This is a genomic window from Gammaproteobacteria bacterium, assembly GCA_003696665.1.
Lineage (GTDB): Bacteria > Pseudomonadota > Gammaproteobacteria > Enterobacterales.
In genome coordinates this window covers 1-1023 of the sequence record RFGJ01000319.1, presented here as the reverse complement: position 1 = coordinate 1023, position 1023 = coordinate 1, and the positions used below count along the sequence as shown (strand labels likewise).

Genomic DNA, 1023 nt, shown 5'->3' with positions numbered 1-1023 from the left:
TCCCGTTTCCGTATCGATAAAGAGAATACGCGGCTGTTTCATGGATCTGGGCTTTGTTCCGGATGCAAGTCGTGCGGCTTTTTGGGAAAGAGGAAAAAGAAGTAGTACATCACTTTCAGAGCTTCGTTGCCACAAAGGGTCCAATAGCGCTTGTACTTGACGTGAAACGAAAACCAGAAAAGAAAATTGGCAACGAAGGCAATTGCAAAGGCACTGAAGCTCAATTGATGGAATGTCATCCAGAGTCCTGCAAGATAAGCGAAATTCAGCCCAAAAAGAAAGGCCATCGATCGGTAAAAGTTGTATTTGGCGAGGTAAGTGGACATCTCGTTGGGGATGTGGTTATCGGCGCCGGTGGCTTGTGCCAGTTTGAACAAAGGGTGCCATTGCCCGGGAAAAGGGGTGCCGGTACGGCTGTGCCATTTTTCCCGCACGGCGCGGCGCAAGTCTTCCATGACCGAGTCGTAGGAGGGAGGCTGACAGACCAGCAGGGCCCGGAAAAAAGATCGGGTTACCCCGCCGAGTTCGGTGTTCAGAAATCGGGCTATCCACCTCCAGCGCGCCATCGGGCACAGCAGTTTCTGGTACAAGTTTTTTTCCAGGAGAATGAAGCTGAGTCGGTAGCCGTATTTGGCCCATACCTTGATGACGTGCCCCAACAGATAGCAGCCGAGCAGCAAGAGAAACAGTATGGGGGTGGAACCACTCAATGAGTGCACGTATGACTGGAAGGAGGACAGCGAGTGGGATGGGATAAGCCAAGGCAATACCCCGAGCATTAGCGCAATGAAGCCTGGCAGCAGCAAACCCAGGACATCGAACAAAAAAGTCCGGATGCTTTTGACGAGCGAATCCATGGCAATTCCGGGTTTCGGGTGCCTTCAAAAATAGGCTTTTCTTCAACCTCATGCCCCCCTTCCCATTCAAAAATCCCCCTGCCGCACCTGATTTCGCTGGCGGCTGCGTTGCTTTGCGTATGGGCTACAGGCAATGGATCGGGCGCGTGCTGTGTGTCGGGCTGGT

At 52.7% G+C, this 1023-nt stretch carries 1 protein-coding gene; it reads right to left on the bottom strand.

Annotation, left to right across the window (positions count from 1 at the left end):
* Positions 1–38: 38 nt before the first annotated feature.
* A complete protein-coding gene (locus D6694_08480) occupies positions 39–857 on the bottom strand; it encodes a hypothetical protein (protein RMH41881.1) in 819 nt (272 codons plus the stop codon).
* Between the last annotated feature and the right edge of the window lie 166 nt (positions 858–1023).